Here is a 16,040-nt window from a genome sequence, read left to right as displayed (position 1 = left end):
CCCCAGCTATCACTTTATTTATATGTGCTTACTTAATTAAAAATTTTCCTTTAAGCTTCTTCGATTGCTTCTTCTGACTTTTCGGCTACTCTTGGGTTGAGAGGAGAACTTTGTCTGAGTTCTTCCTCTTCTTCATCGGTTCTGTAACCGGATTCTGGTTGATAATATTGAGGAGTTTGATCCATTTCTGGGTTAGAGTCAGTAGATGATTGGCTGGAAGGTTGGTTTTGTTCGGTAGTCATAAATTTTGCTCTTTGGTGAATAGCGATCCTTGGTAACGCACTGGCTAGCGCGATCGGATTCATATTAGAAAACTCCAGCTTTTTCAACCTCTGACTAAAGAGAGGTTATTTGATTAACCTCTATTTAACCTAATCTTCCATCCAAAATTCGTGATAAATGCGATACTGAGAACTGCTGAAAAATCCTGTGCTTAAGCAAGTTTCTAGAACTTGGGGGTTGACTGTAGCATTCAATACTTTCAGGCAGTTTAACAGCGTATCACGGTAGCGGCGATCGCCTTGAACAACAATCCAGTTATCTTCTAAGTTAAACATAGCTTTATTCCTAACTCTAGTTTTATATTTCCCACTTTCATGGTTAATATCACCATCAGCACAAAGAAATTTTCTGTCCAAATGCTAATGTGTCCACAACGCTACACAAACGCCTCTACAACGAGAAAAATACTTAAGTAAGCAGTATTGTGGAGAGTAGGGGTAATTCATGAATTACCCCTACTTAATATTTCAACTATTAAGAACTCGATGAAGCAAGAAGAAAACTTTAATCTTACTTGGTTTGAGCCTTCAACTCGCGAAGGCAAATTTCTCTCGGATTTCCCCCAATTATTTAGTAGTAATTATCTGATGACAACATGATTATTGATTACTGCGGAAATTCGTAAAAAGTTAAACAAACTCCTGCTAAATCTATCACGCTAAATTCTTTTGGCCCCCAAGGTTTTGTTTCTAGTTTACCGTTGGGATGAATGATATCGTCGCCTTTGCTTTCTAACTCTTGATAAAGTTGTTCAATGCCTGTAACTTGCAAACGAAGTGAGATCTCTTTGGCTAAATCATGGTAATCGCTTTTGACTAAAAAAATCTCGGCGTTGTCACGTTTGACTATTGCCATTCTGATGGGATTGCCTTCTTGATGAATGGTGGTAAATCCCAGTTTTTGTTCATAAAACTCAATGGCTTTTTCTAAGTCATCGCCTGCGGGAATCAGTGGGCTAATACTGCCGATTTGCGGAGGGTTGTTCATCGCTGCCATAATTGCTGAGTGTTACTTAAGTTAATTATATTGATAACTGGAGTCTAGGATTGACCTAAAAAGCTGAATTCTTAAGATTTAATTAATTAATTAGGCGATCGCCACTTAGCTTTTACCCTGTTAAAATTAAATCATAGCAGCCTAATCTATAGAGAAATTTGCATGAATTTAAACTCAAGTTTTTAATTGTTGTTTGGGTAATCTAATAGATAGATAGTGATAGTAAAGCTGTAATAATCAATGAAAAGATTGGATTGTAACTGAGATTGTTAAATTTGCTCGATTCAGGTTATAAAACTTGACTTTATTCAATAAAACTTTTCAGAAGTTTTACAGCAATTACATAGTATGAATAGAGGTTTGTAGAAATGGGTACGGCATTTTTTAATAAATTTCAAAACAAGCTGAGTGTTTTATTAGCGTTCGGACTAGTTGTTCCCACTGTAATTGTTAGTGTTTACAGTATTAATTCTTCAAGTCGAGAATTGACATCTTTAGTTTCCGGGCAGATGAAATTGGCCGGAGAAAACAGTGAGAAGTCAATCAATCAATTAATAGATATTAGCAAAGCTGATGTGCTTTATCTGAGTCAAACTCCACCAATTCAAGGGATTGTTAGAGCCAAAGACAATAAGGGAATCGATCCTCAAGATCAATCTACATATTCAGAATGGGTAAAACGACTCAATATGATCTTTGTTTCTTTTTTGGAAGCCAGACCTTATTATTACCAAATAAAATATTTAGATGAAAATGGTAATGAATTAGTTAGAGTAAATTCAAAGTCTGGAACAGTAGAAGTTGTTCAAGGTTCTCAACTGCAAAACAGATTGAACACCGAATACTTTAAAGAGGCTATTAACTTACGGCGGAAAGAAGTTTACGTTTCAACAATTAATTTAAATCGAGAAAATGGAAAAATTGAAACTCCCTATATACCAGTTATGAGATTTGCCACTCCTATCTATAATGCTAAAGGGCAAAAGAGAGGTCTTGTAGTTGCTAATCTTTTAGCCAATTATTTATTCAAAACTGGTGAGAATGATTATTTAAAAAATCACTTTAAACAGCAATTTTTTGTGGTAAATCGAGATGGATATTACTTGGCTCATCCAGATGAAAGTAAAACTTGGGGATTTGAACTAAATAAAGATACAACTCTGAAACGAGACTATCCTGCTGAAGTAGTTAACGAACTCTTATCTGGAGGAAGTGCTTTAACTGACAAAACAACAAACTCTCTGATTAATTATCAGAGTTTTTTACCCGATCGCCAAAACAAAGATAGTTCTTTTGTGTTAGTCTACGAAACTCCTAAAAAAGCTATGTACTCTTCAGTTGAGAGTTTTAAGCTTTTTGCTTTCATTGTATCAGTATTATCGCTGTTAATTGGTTTATTCGTGGGAGTTTTAATTCTGCGTGGCTTGGTTAAATCGATTCAAGAAATTGTCGGAACTGTGTCTTCTTTTTCTACTGAACTTTCATCTACGGTGGTGCAACAAGAAAGAATGGCGAGTCAACAATCATCTTCAGTGCAACAAACAACAGCAACTATGGATGAATTGAATGTTTCCTCTCGTCAGTCAGCAGAGCAAGCGGAATCAGCTGCTTTAGGTGCTCAGGAAAGTTTACGACGAGTCGATCAAGGAACTAAAGCGGTTGAAAGAGTTCTAGAAGAAATGAATAATCTGAAAGAAAGGGTTGAGGCAATTGCGGAAAATGCTGTTCATTTAGGACAACAAACCAATCAAATTGGTAATGTTTCCGATCTGGTAATTTCTTTAGCAAATCAAACTAATATGTTAGCTTTAAATGCTGCGATCGAAGCGGTAAGAGCGGGAGAACATGGCAAAGGTTTCTCAGTTGTCGCTTCCGAAATTCGCAAATTGGCAGATGAAAGTGGCAAGTCTGCTCAACAAATTACCACTTTGGTTAAGGAAATTCAATCAGCAATTCATTTAATGGTGGGAGTAGCTGAATCTGGTACGAAAAATGTGGATTTAGGTGTGCAAATTTCGCACGATATGGCGAAAATTTTTGCCGATATTGCTCAATCAGTGGAAAAAATTGTGGAGAATAGTCAGGCGATCGCACTAACTTACAAGCAACAAGCGATCGCTACCCAGCAAGTTACAGAAGCAATGAATCACCTCACCCAAGGCGCAAACGAAACAGCAAACGGTATTTCCCAAACAAAACAAGGTACGCAACAACTCAATCAAGTTGTTCTCAAATTAAGCGAAACAATCTAATCTAGGTACGTAGTTGCAGGTACGTAGTTGGGGGGGGGGGGGGGGTTGTGTTAATAAAAAAAAAAAAAAAAAAAACAAAAAAAAAAAATTATTATTATTATTTTTTTTTTTTTTTTTTTATTTTTTTTTTTAAATATTATATTTTTTTTTTATGCTCAACTACGTACTTACTTTGGGACTCTTGCGTTTAGTTTTGTTAGCGGATATAATAACGGATGTTCGATATAAATCACTGCTTCCCCAATCTTGTTAGTTATGTATGTAGATTCATGCTGTATAACTAACAAGCAAAGGGTTTTTATTTCTTGTGTGTTATGCCAAAAATTGTCGATCACGAACAATATCGTAGAGAACTGTTAGATAAGTGTTTTGATTTGTTTGCCCAAAAGGGCTATGGCTCGATTACGATGCGACAAATTGCCGAAGGTTTAGGAGTTTCAACGGGTACTTTGTATCATTATTTTCCGAGTAAAAAAGCTTTATATGAGCAGTTAGTAGAAGAAATTCACAAACAGGATTTATTGAAGGTAGCGGCTGAATTAGAAGGAACTCAAACGCTGCAAGAGCGCATAGAAGCTTGCGGGAGGTTCCTGAAGAAGAATGAAGATTATTTTATCAAACAAACGTTGATTATGATTGATTTCTGTCAAAGTAATGACGCTCAAGAAATCAAAGGTAATGCTGTATTTAAAAGAACTATTGACGGTACTTTGCAAGCAATTTGTGATTTTTTCTGTTTTGAAGATCGGGCGTTAGCTGCCTTTATAATGGCGCATATTGATGGATTATTACTCCAGAGAATTTGGGTAAAGGAAGAGGTTTCAATTAGCGAACAGTTTGAGATTTTAGGACAGATGATCGCCATGTATTTAGAAAATAAAAAGTTACTTAATGAGTCAAAACCATGAATATAAACTTGCCATCTAAACAGACAAATCAGTGGTTGATTGCATTAATAGCTGCTGCTACTGCGGCGACTGGGGGAATTATTTATTATGCAATTTCCGAGTCTGGTTTTATCAGCCAAACTACTCCTACTCCCAGTGTGGTGACGACACCAGTGGTGAGGAAAGTAACAGCTTTAGGAAGATTAGAACCAGCTGCGGAAATAATTAAATTGTCTGCGCCTTTGTCGTTGGATGGTGATCGCATTGGCGAATTATTGGTTAAAGAAGGCGATCGCGTAAAAGCTGGACAAGTAATTGCAATTCTCGACTCAAAAGAGCGTTTACAAAGTTCTTTACAACAGGCGCAAGAACAGGTAAAAGTTGCTCAGGCGAAGTTAGCGCAAGTAAAAGCTGGTGCGAAAAGTGGGGAAATTCAAGCTCAACAAGCAACTGTGGAACGTTTACAAGCACAATTAGAAGGAGATAAAGCGGCGCAATTACAAGCGATCGCACGCATTGAAGCGCAATGGTCAGGAGAAAAATTAGCCCAAACAGCTACTATTAGAAAATTAGAAGCAGAACTGAATAACGCAGAAGCAGAATTGCGCCGCTATCAACAGTTATTTTCCCAAGGTGCGATTTCTAATTCTTTGTTTGATAGCAAACGGTTAAGTGTAGAAACTACTCGCCAACAATTAAACGAAGCTAGGGCGAATTTAGAGAGAATTAATACTACTAATAGTAAGCAATTGCGGGAAGCAAAAGTAATTTTAGATAGAATTGATGCTACTGGTAGTAAACAAATAGGAGAAGCGCAAGCTACACTGACACAAATTGCGGAAGTTCGTCCAGTGGATGTGCAAGCAGCACAAAGCGAAGTTGATAATGCGATCGCCTCTGTTAAACGAGCCCAAACTGATTTAAACTTAGCTTTTATTCGCGCACCAATTACAGGCGTAATTCTAAAAGTTCATAATCGACCGGGAGAAAAAATATCCAGTTCAGGAATTGTGGAATTAGCCCAAACCGATCAAATGATGGCGATCGCAGAAGTCTATCAAAGCGATATTGGCAAAGTTAAAATCGGACAAAAAGCGACTGTTACCAGCCAAAGTTTTTCCGGTGAATTAACCGGATTTGTAGAGCGAATTGGCTTACAAGTCGAGCGACAAAATGTGTTTAGCAATCAACCCGGAGAAAACTTAGACCGCCGAGTAGTCGAAGTAAAAATTCGCCTAACTCCTGAAGACAGTCAGCGAGTTTCTGGTTTGACAAATTTACAAGTTCAGACAGCAATTGAACAGTAAATTATTGTTAGCTTTTTTTATAACGGATGACCAATATAAAATTTTGGGAGTTACAACAAATGCTGCAAATAACATATCTGACCTTTTGTATTCTGGGAACAATTCTCCCTTACAGCCAATTCATCCTCTTTTTAATGGAGCATGGATTTGACTTTCAACTATTTTTCGAGCAACTATTTAGCAATCGAATTGCTAGCTTTTCAGCAATGGATTTAATAGTTAGTTCTGTAATTTTCTGGACATTTGTATTTGTTGAAGGTAGAAGACTAGAAATGAAAAACCTATGGATTTACATAGTCAGCAACCTATTAGTTGGAGTCTCCTTAGCCCTACCCTTATTTCTCCTAATGCGAGAAAGAAAACAGCAACAAAAACATAACTATCAATTCAATTCCTAATCCCCAATCCCCAGTCCCCAGTCCCCAATCCCCAAAAATCTATGTTTCCCAAATTATTTCGCAAAACTCCCTTAGCATGGCGACAGTTAATGAAAGAAAAAGTCCGTTTAGCTGTTGCAGTTGCAGGTATTGGCTTTGCAGATATGCTGATATTTATTCAGATGGGATTTGAAGGAGCATTATTTAATGCAGCAGTAAAACCCCATCGCAATCTTCAAGCTGATTTAGTATTAATTAATCCTCAATTCCAAACCCTGTTTTCTGTGAAGAGTTTTTCCAGAGAAAGACTCTATCAAACATTAGGCTATGACGGTGTAAAATCTGTCAGTTACGTTTACATTTCTACCGGACAATGGCGCAATCCTGAAACTCGCTTAGATAGAGCAATTTTAGTTTGGGGAATTGATCCTGGATCTCCAGCATTTAAGTTTCCCGAAGTGCAGGAAAATCTCGATAGTTTGAAGCAACTAAATAATGTATTGTTCGATCGCGCCAGTCGCCCCGAATACGGAGTCGTCGAAACTTTTGATAAAACCGGGAATTTCACCACAGAATTAAATGGGAAAGGCATTCAAGTAACTAATTTATTTACCAATGGTGCATCTTTTGCGGCTGATGGAAATGTAATTGCTAGTGATTCGACATTTTTGACATTGTTTCCCGATCGCAAACCAGAAAACATCGAAGTTGGGTTAATTCATCTTAAACCAGATGCAAATTTAGCCCAAGTGCAAGCTCAATTAAAAGCAGGTTTACCCAAAGATGTTTCAGTGCTTACACCTGAAGAATTTGCCCAAATTGAGCAAACTTACTGGGCAAATGGTACAGGGATTGGCTTTATTTTCGGTCTAGGTGTAGGCGTAGGATTTATTGTGGGAATCGTCATTGTTTACCAAATTCTTTACTCCGATGTATCCGATCACTTACCCGAATATGCCACTTTAAAAGCAATGGGATACACCGATAACTATTTGTTAATAGTGCTAATCCAAGAGTCATTAATTTTAGCAGTTTTGGGATTTTTACCTGGATTTTTTCTCTCATTTGGGCTGTATCAACTTGCTTATACTGCCACACTTTTACCGATTGAGATGACAATTAATCGGGCTGTTACTGTTTTTTTGATGACAGTTGTGATGTGTGTTGGTTCGGGTGCGATCGCTATGCGAAAACTCCGTTCTGCTGACCCTGCTGATGTGTTTTAAAACTAAAAAAAATCACCATGCAAAACTTGACTATTGCCAATCAATCAGTGAAAGATATTACGACAAAACCTGTAATTTATGTTGAGAAACTTAACCATTATTTTGGTAAAGGTTCTCTGAGGAAACAAGCATTATTTGATATTAACTTACAAATTAGCGCGGGGGAAATTGTCATTTTAACGGGGCCATCAGGCTCAGGAAAAACCACACTATTAACGCTTTTAGGCGGATTGCGCTCTGCTGATGAAGGAAGCTTAAAAATTTTAGGTCAAGAGATGTGTGGCGCGAGTAAAAACCAATTAACCAAAGTTCGTCGCCAAATTGGATATATTTTCCAAGCTCATAATTTGATGAAGTTCTTAACAGTTAAAGAAAACGTGCGAATGTCTTTAGAATTGCATGATGAAATGTTAAAACAAGACATGGATGCGATCGTACTTTCCATATTAGAAAAAGTTGGTTTAGGAGAAAAAATTAACTATTATCCTGAAAATTTGTCAGGGGGACAAAAGCAAAGAGTTGCGATCGCCAGAGCATTAGTTAGTAATCCCAAAATAGTTTTAGCCGACGAACCTACCGCCGCCCTTGATAAAAAATCCGGGCGTGATGTCGTAGAAATAATGTATAAATTAGCCAAAGAACAAGGGATAACAATTTTATTAGTTACTCATGATAATCGGATTTTAGATATTGCCGATCGTATCCTTTACATGGAAGATGGTTGTTTAGTTAGCGACGGCATCGATGTAGCTACAAAAATGCACTAATCTATTTGTAGTAACGCACCCTACGGATAGAGGTTTTGCTGAAGCGCAACAACGTACCTATAACAATTTATCTCTCTTCAGGTGGTAAGAAATCATAAAGAATTTCATCAGGTTCATCTTCTATAAAATCATCATCTTCTACATTTGGTTGAACTTCTGGCAACTTTGTTAAAGAGCTTGGTTGCCGATTTCTTACTAAAATAGTCAGTTCTGCTAATTGCCTTTTTAACATTGTTACCTCTACTTCCAAAGCATTGAGGCGACTGTCATCAGTGTTAGCATTTTCACCCAAGTATTGCCCCAAAGCTTCATAAATAATTTTATTTGGCTCTATCTTTCTTTCTTTCGCCAAAAGTTCTATTTTTGCTTGCCATTCTTGGGGAATTTTGCAACCGACTTTAATTTTTTCTCCCATTATTCACCCTGCCATCGTTGAGGTTTTTTATATCTTATGGCAATTAGCTATTCCTGGCTATACTATTGAATTTAATATAGCCAGAAATCATATTTTACATTACTTTTGATACCAAGCTTTGCGCCATTGCTTCATTTGGTCAATTTCTTTCTGTTGGGAAGTAATAATTTCCTGAGATAACTTCTTAATTTCGGGACGTTTAGACTTTTGCAAAGCATCTTGAGCCATGACTAAAGCACCTTCATGATGAACAATCATTGCATCCATAAAACGTAGATCGAATTGAGCATCAGCAGCGCCTAAATCTTGCTGCATTGCCATCATTTGTTGTTGTTCTTTCGACATTGGTACTACAGATTTGCCTTCACCACCATAAGCGACAAATTCTTCACTAGCTTGGGGATACCATGCCTTTCGCCACTTTCTTAATAGCTCATTTTCTTCTCTGTTTTGAGCAACAATAATATTACCTGCCAACTGTTTAATTTCGGGGCGTTTAGATTTTTGTTGAGCTTCTTTTGCCATTGCGATCGCACCCCGATGATGCAATCTCATCCCATCAATAAATCGCAAATCATAATTAGCATCTGCTGGCCCTAAATCCATGCTATGATTCATACCCCCATGATGTGCATCATGCTGGCTAATAGTATTAGTTGCAGAAGTATTTTGAACTTGCTGATTATTGCTATTATTTTCTGGGGCTGTTTGAGTTTGGTTTTGCGACTCTGTGGAACAACCTGTTAATGTGCTACCTAATGTAGCGAAAGCGCCTAAAATTAAAGCTAAAAAACCAATTTTTGCTGAGTTTGATTGCATAATTCTGAGAACCTCTTCAACCTTAAAAAGTTTCCTGTGCTAGTTATCTAATTTATAATCTCCACTCAGATGGAGAGTCAAGGCTTTAGATGGGATGATCTACATTTAATTGATAGTAATCAACAGCATTTGTATTAATAATCACCACCAAACTAAATTAGCATACAACAATGAAATTAAGATGAAATCCTGACCATTCAATAGGCAGAAATATTCTTACTGCTACAGAAAGAAGAAATACCCTAATTCAGTCTTTAACGTTTAGCTAAGAGGCTTATATGCCCAGTAGTTAGAAAGAGGAAATTTATCATGGCTCATCAACAACATAAAACAGTTATAGACGCTGCTGTTCACTGTGCTTACGAATGTGAACATTGCGAAGATGCTTGTTTGGGTAGTATGCCCGAATGTGCCCGTTTATGCCGCGATTGTGGAGAAATGTGCTGGACTTCTGCTGCATTTATCAGTCGTGGATCGCGCTTTATTCCGCAAATTGTTCAGTCTTGTATTGCCATCTGTGAAGCCTGTGCTAAAGAATGTGAAAAGCACGATGAAGAACATTGCCAAAGCTGCGCTCAAGCTTGTCGGCGTGCTATTGAAGAATACCGCAAAGTCGCTAACGTTGCAGGCGTAGCTTAAATTTTAGTAAAGATTTTGTAGGGTAGGCATCTTGCCTGCCCAATCTCATCTTGCCTGCCCAATCTATTTATATTGATTTTTTAACAAAATACTAAAAGAAATTAAATTTACCTCTTGACTCTCCAGTTAACTAGAGCATTCAAAATAAATGTAGTTGATTAAGAACAGCTTTATTGAACTATGGACAACGCCACCCTCAAATTGCGAGGCATGAGTTGTGCCTCATGTGCGAAAAACATTGAAGATGCGATTCGCTCTGTACCCGGAGTTAAAGAAGCTAACGTTAACTTTGGTGCAGAGCAAGCAAGTGTAATTTATGATGCACAAAAGACCGATATAGAGTCAATTCAAAACGCAGTAGAAGAGGCAGGATATTCTGCTTACTCTCTCCAAGAACAACAAATGATTACTGGAGAAGATGATACTGAAAAAGCTGCTCGTAAAGCTGAATCTCGCGATTTAATGCTAAAAGTTGCCGTCGGTGGAATTATTAGCATTATCTTAATTGTTGGTTCCTTACCAATGATGACAGGGCTTAATTTACCTTTCATTCCAGCATGGTTGCACAATCCTTGGTTCCAATTACTGTTAACAACGCCAACACAATTTTGGTGTGGTTACAGTTTTTATATCAACGGTTGGAAAGCTTTTAAACGTCATGCGGCAACAATGGATACTTTAATTGCACTTGGGACTAGTGCAGCTTATTTCTATTCATTATTTGCCACCATATTTCCTAAGTTTTTCATCAACCAAGGATTGATGCCAGAAGTTTATTATGAAACTGCTGCCGTTGTGATTACCTTAATTCTGTTAGGGCGATTCTTTGAAAATCGTGCTAAGGGACAAACTTCAGAAGCGATTAGACAATTGATTGGTTTACAGGCAAAAACTGCCAGAGTAATTCGCAACGGAAAAGAAGTAGATTTGCCGATTCAGGAAGTACAAATCAACGATGTAATTTTAGTGCGTCCTGGTGAAAAAATCCCCGTTGATGGAGAAGTAATTGAAGGCAGTTCTACCATTGATGAATCGATGGTAACAGGTGAAAGCATTCCCGTGAAAAAGCAAACCGGAGATGAAGTAATTGGCGCAACAATTAATAAAACCGGGAGCTTTAAATTCCGCGCAACTAGAGTTGGGAAAGATACAGTTTTAGCCCAAATTGTGCAATTAGTTCAACAAGCACAAGGTTCTAAAGCGCCGATTCAAAGATTAGCAGATCAAGTAACTGGATGGTTTGTACCTGTGGTAATTGCGATCGCGATCGCCACTTTCATCATCTGGTTTAATTTCATGGGCAATGTAACTCTCGCCTTAATTACCACAGTCGGAGTTTTAATCATTGCTTGTCCCTGTGCATTAGGTTTAGCTACTCCAACATCGGTAATGGTAGGAACTGGAAAAGGCGCAGAAAACGGCATTTTAATTAAAGGTGCAGAAAGCTTAGAATTAGCGCACAAAATTAAAACCATTGTGTTAGATAAAACTGGCACAGTCACCCAAGGAAAACCCACAGTTACAGACTTTATCACTGTAAATGGTACTGCCAACAAAAACGAGCTAAAACTAATTAAATTAGCTGCTTCTGTAGAACGAAATTCTGAGCATCCTTTAGCGGAAGCAGTGGTAAGATATGCGGAAACTCAGCAAGTAAGTTTAGCAGATGTAGAGCAGTTTGAAGCGATCGCAGGTAGCGGCGTACAAGCAATAGTTTCTGAAAGATTAGTACAAATTGGCACTTCTCGCTGGATGGCAGAATTAGGAATTGACACCACAACTTTGCAACAATTCAAAACAGAATGGGAATCAGCGGGAAAAACAGCAGTTTGGATTGCGATAGATGGCGAAATTGAAGGATTAATGGGAATTGCTGACGCAATAAAACCTTCTTCACCTGCGGCGATTAAAGCATTAAAACGCTTAGGTTTAGAAGTAGTAATGTTAACCGGAGATAATCGCCAAACTGCGGAAGCGATCGCCCGTGAAGTCGGAATTAACCGAGTTTTTGCTGAAGTTCGCCCCGATCAAAAAGCAGCTAAAGTGCAAGAAATTCAATCTGAAGGCAAAATTGTAGCGATGGTAGGAGATGGAATTAATGATGCACCAGCATTGGCGCAAGCAGACGTAGGAATTGCCATTGGAACTGGAACAGATGTAGCGATCGCAGCTTCCGATATCACCTTAATTTCTGGCGATTTACAAGGCATTGTCACCGCGATTCAACTATCTCGCGCCACTATCCAAAATATCCGCCAAAATCTATTTTTCGCCTTCATTTATAACGTTGCGGGAATACCGATCGCTGCCGGAATTTTATTCCCCTTCTTTGGTTGGTTACTCAATCCAATTATCGCCGGAGGTGCAATGGCATTTAGTTCCGTTTCTGTAGTCACAAATGCTTTGCGCTTGCGTAATTTTCAACCAAAAACAATGTAAGGAAGGTCGCCAATGTTGAGCAAAAAAATCATTTTTAGTAATTTGGTAGGATTAGGATTTTTACTAGGAATTAGTTCCGGCGTAGCAGCAAACCAAATGCCAATGGAAATGCCACACTCTGGAACTGAAAACAACGTCCAATTTCGTCGAATCGAACAACCTTTAGGTTTAAAACTTGGTGTTACTTTAGGCGGTTTAGGTTTAATTGGATTGGAATTATGGTGGTTTATGTTCAGTAAAACCAAAGCCAAAAAAGCCGAAGCTAATCAAGGAATTCAAGAAATGACTATTACTGTTGATGGAGGTTATGAACCGAGTCGAGTAGTAGTCCAAGCAGGTCAACCAGTCCGCTTAAATTTCTTCCGTCGTGACCCAAGTAGCTGTTTGGAAAAAGTCTTAATTCCCGATTTTCAAATTGCCAAGGATTTAGACTTAAATCATGTTACTCCGATCGAATTCACCCCGCAAAAACCTGGTCAATATTCCTTTACTTGTGGCATGAATATGTTTCGCGGAGTTGTGGAAGTGCAACCTGTTGGAACATCTCAGGAAAGTCAAAAATAACTGTTGTGAAATCAGAGCGATCGCACTAACGAATTAGTTAGGCGATCGCTTTTGCATCAAAATAAGTAGGTAGATATAAATAAAGTGAAAACTCTTGTGGGGTGGGCATCCTGCCCGCGCCACTCTTAGATAACTATTATCACTTTATTTATTTACACCTACTTAGCAGTAAAATTAAAAATAATAAAAACCCCAAATATTCCTAACCTTGAAAACTGACACAATCTTTTATCGCTTATTCCAATCATTCCCCAGCATCTTCTTTGAACTGCTCGAACAACCACCAGAATCAGCTAATGCTTACCAATTCTCGTCAGTAGAAGTTAAACAACTTTCCTTTCGCATTGATGGCGTGTTTCTCCCCTTAGAAAATGCTCCCGAAACACCGATTTATTTTGCCGAAGTTCAGTTTCAACCAGATAAAACATTTTACTCGCGCTTTTTCGCCGAAATCTTCCTTTATTTGGACAAAACCGAACTGACAAATGATTGGCGAGGTGTAGTGATTTATCCAACCAGAAATACAGAAGCAACCGATACTAGGCAATATCGGGAATTACTAAATTCTGGCAGAGTTAGGCGCATCTACTTGGATGAATTAGGCTCAACAGGGCAGTCAATTGGCATTGAAACAGTAAAATTAGTAGTAGAACCAGAAGAGACTGCTGCCAATAAAGCTAGACAATTGATAGAACAAGCAAGACAGGAAGTTAGCGATGAAGCACAAAAACGAGAATTGCTACAATTGATTGAAACGATAATTATCTACAAGTTTACCCAGAAAAGTCGGGAGGAAATACAAGCTATGTTAGGTTTAGGTGATATCCGTCAAACGCGAGTTTATCAAGAAGCTTTGGAAGAAGGAGAAATCCGAGGTAAGTTAAAAACTGTACCTTATATGTTGAGCTTGGGAGCAACTGTAGATCAAATCGCTGAAGTATTAAATCTGTCTGTAGAGGAAGTGAGGCAAGCGGCACAACAAGAATCTTCTAATTAAGTTAGGAAAGTTGATAAAGGCGATCGCATTTTGAATAAATGGGAAATGCGATCGCACCCGACGGCAGTTCCAGCGCCCTTTATGACGCATACAAAGGAATGTTTTTGTAATAAGATTCATCAACATTTAATGGTAGTTCGATAGTTTGATTGTTGTAGACTTTTGAGACTAATTTAGATATTTTCAGAGCGATCATTTGATGAAATTTGAACATGATGATAATATTGGGAATATGGAAATTAAATGGAGCGATCGCATTCTGAGGAATTGGATGTAGGGACACGGCATCATAGATATATTGGAAAAATTGCAAATATTAATTACGCCGTGTCCCTACAGTGCCATAATTTAATTTATTATGTACACAAGAATTTTTGCTGATGGCATATAACCCGAAAAAACATCATCGGCGTTCTATTCGTCTATCGGGATACGATTATACTCAACCTGGTGCTTATTACATTACAATCTGTACCTACAAACGGCAATGTTGGTTTGGGGATGTAATGAATGGAAAAGTACATTATAATCATTTGGGTTACATTGCTTATAGTTTTTGGCAAGCACTTCCCCGTCGATTTTCCCATATTGAATTAGATGTTTTTGTGGTCATGCCAAATCATTTACATGGGATTTTAATTATTTGCGATCGCGTTAACCAAATTCAAGCAAATGATCTGCCAAAAAAAGAACAATTCGGCAAACCTGTTGCAGGTTCTATTCCTACTGTAATTCGTTCTTTTAAAGCAGCAGTTACTAAGCGAATTAACTTGATGCGTAAGACACTGAACCCCCCGGTTTGGCAATCCAATTATTATGAAAGTATCATTCGGGTTGAAACGGGTTTGGATAATGTTAGACAGTATATTATTAATAATCCTCGCCAGTGGGAAATGGACGAAGAAAATCCCAGATATCATACAGATGAAAAATTGGATTTGAATTTAGATTTTTGAATTAGTAGGGACACGGCATCATTAATATTGGCGATCCTTCCTGAATATTGATAGTGCCGTGTCCTTAGTTACGCCTGACGGATTTGCGATCGCCCTTGTAGGGACACGGCATCATTAATATTGGCGATCCTTCCCGAATATTGATAGTGCCGTGTCCTTAGTTACGCCTGACGGATTTGCGATCGCCCTTGTAGGGACACGGCGTAATTAATATTTGCAATTTTTCCAATATATCTATGATGCCGTGTCCCTACCAGATGGTAGATTTCCTAGTTAAGTAAAAAAGAGTTTTTGTTTGCGATCGACAAACTAACTAAGTCGATCGCACATTACGGGTAGGAAGTGCGATCGTTCTTGAAGATTGCAGGCAAAAATCTTGCATCAGTTGCCATCACCCAGCGACAAATCAATTCCCCGCTTAATAGCTAAACTCGGATAAATTTGACTAAATACATATTTTATTCAGTCCACTTCATTGAGATAAAAGCACCAGTGCAAGATTTGTGTAGGGGAGAAATGGCGATCGCATTCTGAGGAATTAGGTGTAGGGACACGGCATCTTATATATTTTGGAAAACTGACAATATTAATCATGCCGTGTCCCTACATAGCGAAATTTTTCTGACTGAATTGTGTTTGATGATGGTACGAAAAAAAGATGCGATCGCATTTTGAATAAATGGGAAATGCGATCGCATTTGAAGATTGCAGACAAAAATCTTGCATCATTATGGCGATCGCATTTTCAAACCCGTACAAAAAGCGATCGCATTCTGAATAAATGGGAAATGCGATCGCTTTTGAAAATTGCAGACAAAAATCTTGCATCAGTTGCCATCACCCAGCGAGTCATCAATTCCCCGCCTAATAGCTAAACTCGGATAAATTTGACTAAATACATATTTTATTCAGTCCACTGAGCGTGGAGTTTCGCTATAAGAAAAGCGATTTGAATCGCAGATGGGATAGAAGCGCAAGTGCAAGATTTGTGTAGGGGAGAAATGGCGATCGCATTCTGAGGAATTGGGTGTAGGGACACGGCATCTTATATATTTTGGAAAACTGACAATATTAATCATGCCGTGTCCCTACATAGCGAAATTTTTCTGACTGAATT

At 38.2% G+C, this 16,040-nt stretch carries 18 protein-coding genes; 12 read left to right on the top strand and 6 right to left on the bottom strand.

All coding sequences use genetic code 11. The annotated features are described in order from the left end of the window. Positions 1 to 50: 50 nt before the first annotated feature. From ACE1CC_RS05060 to ACE1CC_RS05050, 3 genes are all read right to left on the bottom strand, one after another. Positions 51 to 242 carry a hypothetical protein gene (locus ACE1CC_RS05060; RefSeq protein ID WP_413269383.1) on the bottom strand — a complete coding sequence of 64 codons (192 nt, stop codon included), beginning with the start codon at positions 240 to 242 and terminating at the stop codon, positions 51 to 53. A gap of 129 nt (positions 243 to 371) precedes the next feature. Next, the gene (locus tag ACE1CC_RS05055; protein ID WP_413269382.1) at positions 372 to 557 is read right to left on the bottom strand and encodes a hypothetical protein; all 186 of its coding nucleotides are present in this window, start codon (positions 555 to 557) and stop codon (positions 372 to 374) included. A 331-nt stretch (positions 558 to 888) separates the two neighbouring features. Then, on the bottom strand, positions 889 to 1,269 hold the full coding sequence (locus tag ACE1CC_RS05050; RefSeq protein WP_459563802.1) for a glyoxalase superfamily protein: 381 nt from the start codon (positions 1,267 to 1,269) through the stop codon (positions 889 to 891). 377 nt (positions 1,270 to 1,646) lie between these two features. On the opposite strand from ACE1CC_RS05050, the gene ACE1CC_RS05045 reads away from it, so the two are divergent. The 6 genes from ACE1CC_RS05045 to ACE1CC_RS05020 all read left to right on the top strand — a co-directional run bounded on the left by ACE1CC_RS05045 (position 1,647) and on the right by ACE1CC_RS05020 (position 8,094). After that, positions 1,647 to 3,530 (top strand): methyl-accepting chemotaxis protein, encoded by a 1,884-nt coding sequence (locus ACE1CC_RS05045; protein ID WP_413269380.1) that lies wholly within the window; start codon positions 1,647 to 1,649, stop codon positions 3,528 to 3,530. A gap of 314 nt (positions 3,531 to 3,844) precedes the next feature. Then, the gene (locus ACE1CC_RS05040) at positions 3,845 to 4,438 is read left to right on the top strand and encodes a TetR/AcrR family transcriptional regulator (protein ID WP_413269379.1); all 594 of its coding nucleotides are present in this window, start codon (positions 3,845 to 3,847) and stop codon (positions 4,436 to 4,438) included. Further along, positions 4,435 to 5,724 carry an ABC exporter membrane fusion protein gene (locus tag ACE1CC_RS05035; protein ID WP_413269378.1) on the top strand — a complete coding sequence of 430 codons (1,290 nt, stop codon included), beginning with the start codon at positions 4,435 to 4,437 and terminating at the stop codon, positions 5,722 to 5,724. Before ACE1CC_RS05040 ends, ACE1CC_RS05035 begins: the two co-directional genes overlap by 4 nt. 59 nt (positions 5,725 to 5,783) lie before the next feature. Then, entirely contained in the window at positions 5,784 to 6,122 is a 339-nt protein-coding gene (locus ACE1CC_RS05030) for a DUF2834 domain-containing protein (RefSeq protein ID WP_413269377.1), read from the top strand. Positions 6,123 to 6,163: 41 nt separating this feature from the next. Beyond that, positions 6,164 to 7,327, top strand: coding sequence for an ABC transporter permease DevC (gene devC / locus ACE1CC_RS05025; RefSeq protein ID WP_413269376.1), 1,164 nt, complete (start codon positions 6,164 to 6,166; stop codon positions 7,325 to 7,327). A gap of 17 nt (positions 7,328 to 7,344) precedes the next feature. Further along, positions 7,345 to 8,094 (top strand): DevA family ABC transporter ATP-binding protein, encoded by a 750-nt coding sequence (locus ACE1CC_RS05020; protein ID WP_413269375.1) that lies wholly within the window; start codon positions 7,345 to 7,347, stop codon positions 8,092 to 8,094. A 67-nt stretch (positions 8,095 to 8,161) separates the two neighbouring features. On the opposite strand, the gene ACE1CC_RS05015 is transcribed toward ACE1CC_RS05020, so the two are convergent. Continuing rightward, positions 8,162 to 8,509 carry a hypothetical protein gene (locus ACE1CC_RS05015; protein ID WP_413269374.1) on the bottom strand — a complete coding sequence of 116 codons (348 nt, stop codon included), beginning with the start codon at positions 8,507 to 8,509 and terminating at the stop codon, positions 8,162 to 8,164. Between the two features lie 99 nt (positions 8,510 to 8,608). Continuing rightward, positions 8,609 to 9,328 carry a DUF305 domain-containing protein gene (locus ACE1CC_RS05010; RefSeq protein WP_413269373.1) on the bottom strand — a complete coding sequence of 240 codons (720 nt, stop codon included), beginning with the start codon at positions 9,326 to 9,328 and terminating at the stop codon, positions 8,609 to 8,611. A gap of 309 nt (positions 9,329 to 9,637) precedes the next feature. Here ACE1CC_RS05010 and ACE1CC_RS05005 point away from each other — a divergent pair, with 309 nt between their 5' ends. From ACE1CC_RS05005 to ACE1CC_RS04990, 4 genes are all read left to right on the top strand, one after another. Continuing rightward, on the top strand, positions 9,638 to 9,967 hold the full coding sequence (locus tag ACE1CC_RS05005; RefSeq protein WP_413269372.1) for a four-helix bundle copper-binding protein: 330 nt from the start codon (positions 9,638 to 9,640) through the stop codon (positions 9,965 to 9,967). Between the two features lie 180 nt (positions 9,968 to 10,147). Further along, positions 10,148 to 12,406, top strand: a complete 2,259-nt coding sequence (locus ACE1CC_RS05000; protein ID WP_413269371.1) for a heavy metal translocating P-type ATPase — start codon at positions 10,148 to 10,150, stop codon at positions 12,404 to 12,406. A 12-nt stretch (positions 12,407 to 12,418) separates the two neighbouring features. Further along, positions 12,419 to 12,970, top strand: coding sequence for a cupredoxin domain-containing protein (locus ACE1CC_RS04995; protein ID WP_413269370.1), 552 nt, complete (start codon positions 12,419 to 12,421; stop codon positions 12,968 to 12,970). 208 nt (positions 12,971 to 13,178) lie between these two features. After that, entirely contained in the window at positions 13,179 to 13,967 is a 789-nt protein-coding gene (locus ACE1CC_RS04990) for an Rpn family recombination-promoting nuclease/putative transposase (RefSeq protein ID WP_413269369.1), read from the top strand. A gap of 79 nt (positions 13,968 to 14,046) precedes the next feature. On the opposite strand, the gene ACE1CC_RS04985 is transcribed toward ACE1CC_RS04990, so the two are convergent. After that, on the bottom strand, positions 14,047 to 14,250 hold the full coding sequence (locus ACE1CC_RS04985; protein WP_413269368.1) for a hypothetical protein: 204 nt from the start codon (positions 14,248 to 14,250) through the stop codon (positions 14,047 to 14,049). Positions 14,251 to 14,347: 97 nt separating this feature from the next. Between ACE1CC_RS04985 and ACE1CC_RS04980 the strand changes: the two genes are divergently transcribed. Next, positions 14,348 to 14,923 carry a transposase gene (locus ACE1CC_RS04980; RefSeq protein ID WP_413269367.1) on the top strand — a complete coding sequence of 192 codons (576 nt, stop codon included), beginning with the start codon at positions 14,348 to 14,350 and terminating at the stop codon, positions 14,921 to 14,923. A 632-nt stretch (positions 14,924 to 15,555) separates the two neighbouring features. Further along, positions 15,556 to 15,798, top strand: coding sequence for a hypothetical protein (locus ACE1CC_RS04975; protein ID WP_413269366.1), 243 nt, complete (start codon positions 15,556 to 15,558; stop codon positions 15,796 to 15,798). Positions 15,799 to 16,040: the final 242 nt, after the last annotated feature.

The sequence above is a fragment of the Floridaenema aerugineum BLCC-F46 genome (assembly GCF_041929345.1).
In the GTDB taxonomy this organism is placed as follows: domain Bacteria; phylum Cyanobacteriota; class Cyanobacteriia; order Cyanobacteriales; family Aerosakkonemataceae; genus Floridanema; species Floridanema aerugineum.
The sequence above is the reverse complement of the archived record's forward strand: the minus strand, read 5'-3'. Positions and strand labels throughout refer to the sequence as shown.